Raw genomic sequence first — 6,562 nt, 5'->3', positions numbered from 1 at the left:
TGCGGGGGCGCCCCCGCCCGCGCCCGGCCCCACCCCGCCCCGCCGGGTGCGCCGGGGCCCCGGCGCGGTGTGCCCCGGCGCCGGACGACCGCCGCGCGGTGCGCGACGACGCCCGCGCGGCGCACTACGGTGCTCTCCGTCCGTCGCTTCCGAGGAGTTCCCGCGTGTCCGAGTTCTTCATTCCCGACCCCGAAGGTCAGGTCCCCACCGCCGAAGGGTACTTCGGTGCCTTCGGCGGCCAGTTCATCCCCGAGGCGCTGGTCGCCGCCGTCGACGAGGTCGCCGTCGAGTACGACAAGGCGAAGAGCGACCCCGCCTTCGCCGCCGAACTGGACGACCTCCTGGTCAACTACACCGGCCGGCCCAGCGCGCTCACCGAGGTCCCCCGGTTCGCCGAGCACGCGGGCGGCGCGCGGGTCTTCCTCAAGCGGGAGGACCTGAACCACACCGGCTCGCACAAGATCAACAATGTGCTCGGCCAGGCCCTGCTGACGAAGCGGATGGGCAAGACCCGGGTCATCGCCGAGACCGGCGCCGGACAGCACGGGGTCGCCACCGCGACCGCCTGCGCGCTGTTCGGACTCGAATGCACCATCTACATGGGCGAGATCGACACCCAGCGCCAGGCCCTGAACGTGGCCAGGATGCGGATGCTCGGCGCCGAGGTCGTCCCCGTGAAGTCCGGCAGCCGCACGCTGAAGGACGCCATCAACGAGGCGTTCCGCGACTGGGTCGCCAACGTCGACCGCACGCACTACCTGTTCGGCACCGTCGCGGGCCCGCACCCCTTCCCCGCCATGGTCCGCGACTTCCACCGGGTCATCGGCGTCGAGGCCCGCCGCCAGATCCTGGAGCGCGCCGGACGGCTGCCCGACGCCGCCGTGGCGTGCGTGGGCGGCGGTTCGAACGCGATCGGGCTCTTCCACGCGTTCATCCCCGACGCACAGGTCCGTCTGGTCGGGTGCGAGCCCGCCGGACACGGCCTCGCGACCGGCGAGCACGCCGCCACCCTCACGGCGGGCGAACCCGGCATCCTGCACGGCTCGCGCTCGTACGTCCTCCAGGACGAGGAGGGCCAGATCACCGAGCCGTACTCGATCTCGGCGGGGCTCGACTACCCGGGCATCGGCCCGGAGCACGCGTACCTCAAGGACAGCGGGCGCGGCGAGTACCGGGCCGTGACCGACGACGACGCGATGCGCGCGCTGCTGCTCCTCTCGCGCACCGAGGGGATCATCCCGGCGATCGAGAGCGCGCACGCGCTGGCCGGGGCGCTGGAGCTGGGGCGTGAGCTGGGGAAGGACGGCCTGATCGTCGTCAACCTCTCCGGGCGCGGCGACAAGGACATGGACACCGCCGCCACGTACTTCGGACTGTACGACGACGCCGCGGCCACCGGCGACGGCAGCGGGACCGGTAACGGCGGGAACGGGGAGGACGCCAAGTGAGCGGGAACATCGGGCTGCTGAGCGACACGCTCGCCACCGCCAAGGCCGAGAACCGGGCCGCGCTGATCGCCTACCTCCCGGCGGGCTTCCCCACCGTGGACGGCGGTATCGCGGCCGTGAAGGCCGTCTTCGAGGGCGGCGCCGACATCGTCGAGGTCGGGCTGCCGCACAGCGACCCCGTGCTCGACGGCCCCGTCATCCAGACCGCCGACGACATCGCGCTGCGCGGCGGCGTGAAGATCGCCGACGTGCTGCGCACGGTCCGGGAGGCGTACGAGGCCACCGGCAAGGCGGTGCTCGTCATGACGTACTGGAACCCGATCGACCGGTACGGCGTCGAGCGGTTCACCGCCGAGCTGGCCGAGGCGGGCGGCGCCGGGTGCATCCTGCCCGACCTGCCCGTCCAGGAGTCCGCGGTCTGGCGCGAGCACGCCGACAAGCACGGTCTGGCGACCGTCTTCGTCGTGGCGCCCAGCAGCAAGGACGCCCGGCTCGCCACGATCACCGAGGCCGGCAGCGGCTTCGTCTACGCGGCGTCGCTGATGGGTGTCACCGGCACCCGGACCTCCGTGGGCCTGGAGGCCCAGGATCTGGTGGTACGAACCCGCGCCACCACGGATCTGCCGATCTGTGTCGGGCTCGGGGTCTCCAACGCCGAGCACGCCGCCGAGGTCGCCGGGTTCGCCGACGGGGTGATCGTCGGCTCCGCGTTCGTCAAGCGGATGCTGGACGCGCCCGACGCGGCGGCCGGGCTGGTCGCGGTGCGCGAGCTGGCCGGTGAGCTGGCCGAGGGCGTCCGCAAGCGCTGACCGTCCGGTCCCGGGGACACCGGGCGGGCGGGTCACCCGTACGGGTGGAAGTGGGACCGGGGAGGTGCGCAGGCGCCTCCCCGGTTCGTTTGCGGGGAGTGAGCGAGAAGAACCGTGAGGCAAAGAGGAGCGCGAGAGAGCGGCTCCAGCAGGAACGTGTGGCGGACGCGGCGCGCGAGAAGCGCAGGCGCACGCTGATCATGGCGGCGGCCGTGGCCGGGGTGCTCGGCATGGTCGGTGTCGTCGGGGTGATCGCGGCGAACGTGAAGAAGGACAGAGGGGCGGAAGCGGCGGCCGCGGTGAGCGCGCCGTCCGGTGTGAGCGGCAAGGACGACCTGGCGATCCCCGTGGGGGCGACGGACGCGCCGTCCACCCTCACGGTGTACGAGGACTTCCGCTGCCCGGCCTGCGCCCAGTTCGAGAACGGCTTCCGCAGTGTGATCCACGAGCTGGAGCGGGCGGGCGAGCTGAAGGTCGAGTACCACCTCGCGACGATCATCGACGGCAACATGGGCGGTACGGGCTCGCTGCGCGCGGCCAACGCCGCCGCGTGCGCGCAGGACGCCGGGAAGTTCCCCGCGTACCACGACCTGCTCTACGCGAACCAGCCGATGGAGACGGACGACGCCTACGCGAAGAACAGCAAGCTGCTGGAGCTGGCGGGCAAGGTGGACGGTCTGGAGTCGGCGCCCGGCTTCCGGCAGTGCGTCGAGAAGGGCGAGCACGACCGGTGGGTGGGGAAGGCCGCCGAGGCGTTCCGCACGGGCGGCTTCTCCGGGACGCCGACCGTGCTGCTCAACGGGGAGGCGGTCTTCCCGAAGAAGGGCGCCGAGGACATCACCCCGGGGAATCTGAAGAAGTGGGTGCAGGAGGCCAACAAGGGCAGGAAGCCCGGCACGGCCACACCCACGGCGCCCTCCTCGATCCCGGCGGACGGCCCGCAGCGGGGCCAGCGGGGCCCCGACGAGGCGCCCGCGTCCGAGCCCGCGTCCGGGGCGGTGACGTCCGTGCCCGGGGCGGCGACCGAACCCCAGGCCCAGCCGGGCACGCTGCCCGCCGCCTGAGCGGGGGGGCCGAAGGTCCCGGAAGGCCCGTGATCACGGAGAAAAAACGCCGGGCGGGTTGCCGCAGCTCCCGCCCGGCACTGTACCGTCGGGTCTGATATGGACCTTGCCTACATTCCCAGCCCGTCGACCGGAGTGCTCCACCTCGGACCACTACCGCTGCGCGGCTATGCGTTCTGCATCATCATCGGTGTCTTCGTCGGCGTCTGGTACGGCGGCAAGCGGTGGGTCGCCCGGGGCGGAAAGGTCGGCACGGTCGCCGACATCGCTGTCTGGGCGGTGCCCTTCGGACTGGTCGGTGGCCGTCTCTACCACGTGATCACCGACTACCAGCTCTACTTCAGCGAGGGCAAGAACTGGGTCGACGCCTTCAAGATCTGGGAGGGCGGCCTCGGCATCTGGGGCGCGATCGCGCTGGGCGCGGTCGGCGCCTGGATCGGCTGCCGCCGCCGGGGCATCCCGCTCCCGGCGTACGCGGACGCCATCGCGCCCGGGATCGTCCTCGCGCAGGCCATCGGCCGCTGGGGCAACTGGTTCAACCAGGAGCTGTACGGCAAGGCGACGGATCTGCCGTGGGCGCTGAAGATCTCGGCGGGCCCGAACCGGGAGGCCGGTCTCTACCACCCGACCTTCCTGTACGAGTCGCTGTGGTGCGTGGCCGTCGCGGTCCTGGTCGTCTGGGCCGACCGCCGCTTCACGCTGGGTCACGGCCGGGTCTTCGCCCTGTACGTCGCGGCGTACTGCGTGGGGCGCGCCTGGATCGAGTACATGCGCGTCGACGAGGCGCACCACATCCTGGGCCTGCGGCTGAACGTCTGGACGGCGGTGCTGGTCTTCCTGCTCGCGGTCGCCTACATCGTCATCTCGTCGCGGCTGCGGCCGGGACGCGAGGAGATCGTGGAGCCGGATCTCGACGCGAAGTCCGACACGGCGGACGGCGGGTCCGAGGCCGGGTCCGACGCTACGGCGGACGGCACGGCGGACGCCGAGAAGGCCGGTGCGAAGGCCGACGCGAAGTCCGGCCCGGACGCCACCGATACCGGGAAGACCGCCGCCGGCAAGACCGGCAGCAGCTAGGCGTATCGACCACGGTGTACGACGGCGGCCCGGCCCTGTGCCCGGCCGCCGTCGGCGTTTCCCGGTGCCGGTGCCGGTGCCGGTGCCGGTGGCCGTCCGGGCCGGCGGACGGGGCGCTCCCCGTCAGGTGACCGTCGGCGCCCCCCGTACCGCCAGGGCCAGCGTGCGCCGCGCCGCCGCCACGATCGCCGCGTCCACGAAGCGCCCGTCGACCAGCGCCTGCGCGCCCGCCTCCCCGGCCGCCGCCTCGACGATCTCCTCCGCCGAGGCGATCTCCTGCGGGGAGGGCCGGTAGGCGCGTTCGATCACCGGGAGCTGGCGCGGATGGATCGCCGCCCTGCCCAGCAGGCCCAGCGCCCGGCCGTGGCGGCAGGAGGCCGCCAGCCCTTCCAGGTCCCGTACGTCGGGGAAGACCGACTGGACCGGGGGCGCCAGCCCCGCCGCGCGGGCCGCCACCACGGCCCGGCCGCGCGACCAGTCCAGACCGCTGTCGTCCCGTACCCCCAGATCGGCGCGGAGATCCGCCTCGCCCAGCGCGAGGCCACGGACCGCCGGGTGTGCGGAGGCGATGGCGTGGGCGTGCTCCACCGCGAGCGCCGATTCGAGCAGCGCGTAGAGCGGGGTCCCGGGGGCGCGGGCCGCCGCGCGGTGGATGTCGGAGGCGTGGGTGACCTTCGGCAGCCGCAGCGCCTCCAGCCCCGGCAGCGCGGCGACGGCGGGCAGGTCCGTCTCGTCCGCGATCCGCACATGGACGGGGACCGGATGGGGCCCGGCCAGGAACTCGGCGGTGGCGGCCCGCGCGTACGCCCTGCGCTCCGGCGCCACCGCGTCCTCCAGGTCCACGATCACCACATCCGCGCCCGAGGCCAGCGCCTTCGCCATCACCTCCGGCCGGTCCCCGGGAACGTACAGCCAGGTCAGCGGGGTGGGCGTGGCGCTCACAGCGCGCCCTCCGCACGCAGCCCCGCGATCTCGCCCGCCGACAGGCCCAGCTCGGCGAGAATCGCGTCCGTGTCCGCGCCGTGCGGCCGGCCCGCCCAGCGGATCGCGCCGGGGGTCTCGGAGAGCCGGAAGAGGACGTTCTGCATCCGCAGCGGCCCCAGCTCGGGGTCCTGGACCTCGGTGACCGAGTCCAGCGCGCGGTACTGCGGGTCGGCCATCACGTCGCGGATGTCGTGGACGGGCGCGATCGCCGCCTCGGCCCGCTCGAACGCGGCCAGCGCCTCGTCGCGGGTGTGGCGGCCCATCCAGGAGGCGACCGCGTCGTCCAGCGTGTCCGCGTGACCGGCGCGTCCCGCGCCCGTCGTGAACCACGGCTCGTCGATCAGCTCCGGGCGGCCGACCAGCCGCATCACCCGCTCCGCGACGGACTGCGCCGAGGTGGAGACCGCCAGCCAGCAGCCGTCGGAGGTGCGGTAGGTGTTGCGGGGCGCGTTGTTGCGGGAGCGGTTGCCGGTACGGGGCTGGACATAGCCGAGCTGGTCGTACCAGAGCGGCTGCGGCCCCAGCACGGTCAGGATCGGCTCGATGATCGCCAGATCGACCACCTGGCCCCGGCCGGTGACGTCCCGCCCGCTGAGCGCCGTCATCACCGCGTACGCCGTGGCCAGCGCGGCGATCGAGTCGGCGAGGCCGAAGGGCGGGAGCGTGGGCGGCCCGTCCGGCTCGCCGGTGACGGCGGCGAAACCGCTCATCGCCTCGGCGAGCGTGCCGAAACCCGGACGGTGCGCGTACGGTCCGAACTGGCCGAAGCAGGTCACCCGGGCCAGGACGAGGCGGGGGTTGGCCAGGGAGAGTTCGTCCCAGCCGAGGCCCCACTTCTCCAGGGTGCCGGGCCGGAAGTTCTCGACGATCACATCCGTGCGCGCGGCGAGGCCGAGCAGCAGCTCACGGCCGCTCCGGGTGGAGAGGTCGAGGGTCATGGTCCGCTTGTTGCGGCCGAGCAGCTTCCACCAGAGGCCCACGCCGTCCTTGGCGGGGCCGTGCCCGCGCGAGGGGTCGGGGCGGGTGGGGTGCTCGACCTTGATCACCTCGGCGCCGAAGTCACCGAGGAGGGTGGCGGCCAGCGGACCGGCGAAGAGCGTCGCGAGATCGAGGACGCGCATCCCGGCGAGGGGGAAGGGGCGGGCGGCGGCTTCGGTGGAGGCCTTGGCGGAGGCTTCGC

6 protein-coding genes are annotated in these 6,562 nt (G+C 73.5%); 4 read left to right on the top strand and 2 right to left on the bottom strand.

What is annotated here, in order from left to right:
- Positions 1–164: 164 nt before the first annotated feature.
- From trpB to lgt, 4 genes are all read left to right on the top strand, one after another.
- The gene (gene trpB, locus ACFXPK_RS27150; protein WP_384998053.1) at positions 165–1,448 is read left to right on the top strand and encodes a tryptophan synthase subunit beta; all 1,284 of its coding nucleotides are present in this window, start codon (positions 165–167) and stop codon (positions 1,446–1,448) included.
- A complete protein-coding gene (gene trpA, locus ACFXPK_RS27145; RefSeq protein WP_385079518.1) occupies positions 1,445–2,257 on the top strand; it encodes a tryptophan synthase subunit alpha in 813 nt (270 codons plus the stop codon). Before trpB ends, trpA begins: the two co-directional genes overlap by 4 nt.
- A gap of 98 nt (positions 2,258–2,355) precedes the next feature.
- Positions 2,356–3,321 (top strand): thioredoxin domain-containing protein, encoded by a 966-nt coding sequence (locus ACFXPK_RS27140; RefSeq protein ID WP_385079515.1) that lies wholly within the window; start codon positions 2,356–2,358, stop codon positions 3,319–3,321.
- A gap of 99 nt (positions 3,322–3,420) precedes the next feature.
- A complete protein-coding gene (gene lgt, locus ACFXPK_RS27135) occupies positions 3,421–4,398 on the top strand; it encodes a prolipoprotein diacylglyceryl transferase (RefSeq protein ID WP_385079512.1) in 978 nt (325 codons plus the stop codon).
- A 123-nt stretch (positions 4,399–4,521) separates the two neighbouring features.
- Here the strand turns inward: lgt and ACFXPK_RS27130 are convergent, their stop codons facing one another.
- The gene (locus ACFXPK_RS27130; RefSeq protein WP_385079509.1) at positions 4,522–5,340 is read right to left on the bottom strand and encodes an HpcH/HpaI aldolase/citrate lyase family protein; all 819 of its coding nucleotides are present in this window, start codon (positions 5,338–5,340) and stop codon (positions 4,522–4,524) included.
- A complete protein-coding gene (locus tag ACFXPK_RS27125; protein WP_385079521.1) occupies positions 5,337–6,503 on the bottom strand; it encodes a CaiB/BaiF CoA transferase family protein in 1,167 nt (388 codons plus the stop codon). Before ACFXPK_RS27125 ends, ACFXPK_RS27130 begins: the two co-directional genes overlap by 4 nt.
- Positions 6,504–6,562 lie beyond the last annotated feature (59 nt).

Origin of the sequence: Streptomyces sp. NPDC059142 (assembly GCF_042755665.1) — a bacterium.
In the GTDB taxonomy this organism is placed as follows: domain Bacteria; phylum Actinomycetota; class Actinomycetes; order Streptomycetales; family Streptomycetaceae; genus Streptomyces.
The sequence above is the reverse complement of the archived record's forward strand: the minus strand, read 5'-3'. Positions and strand labels throughout refer to the sequence as shown.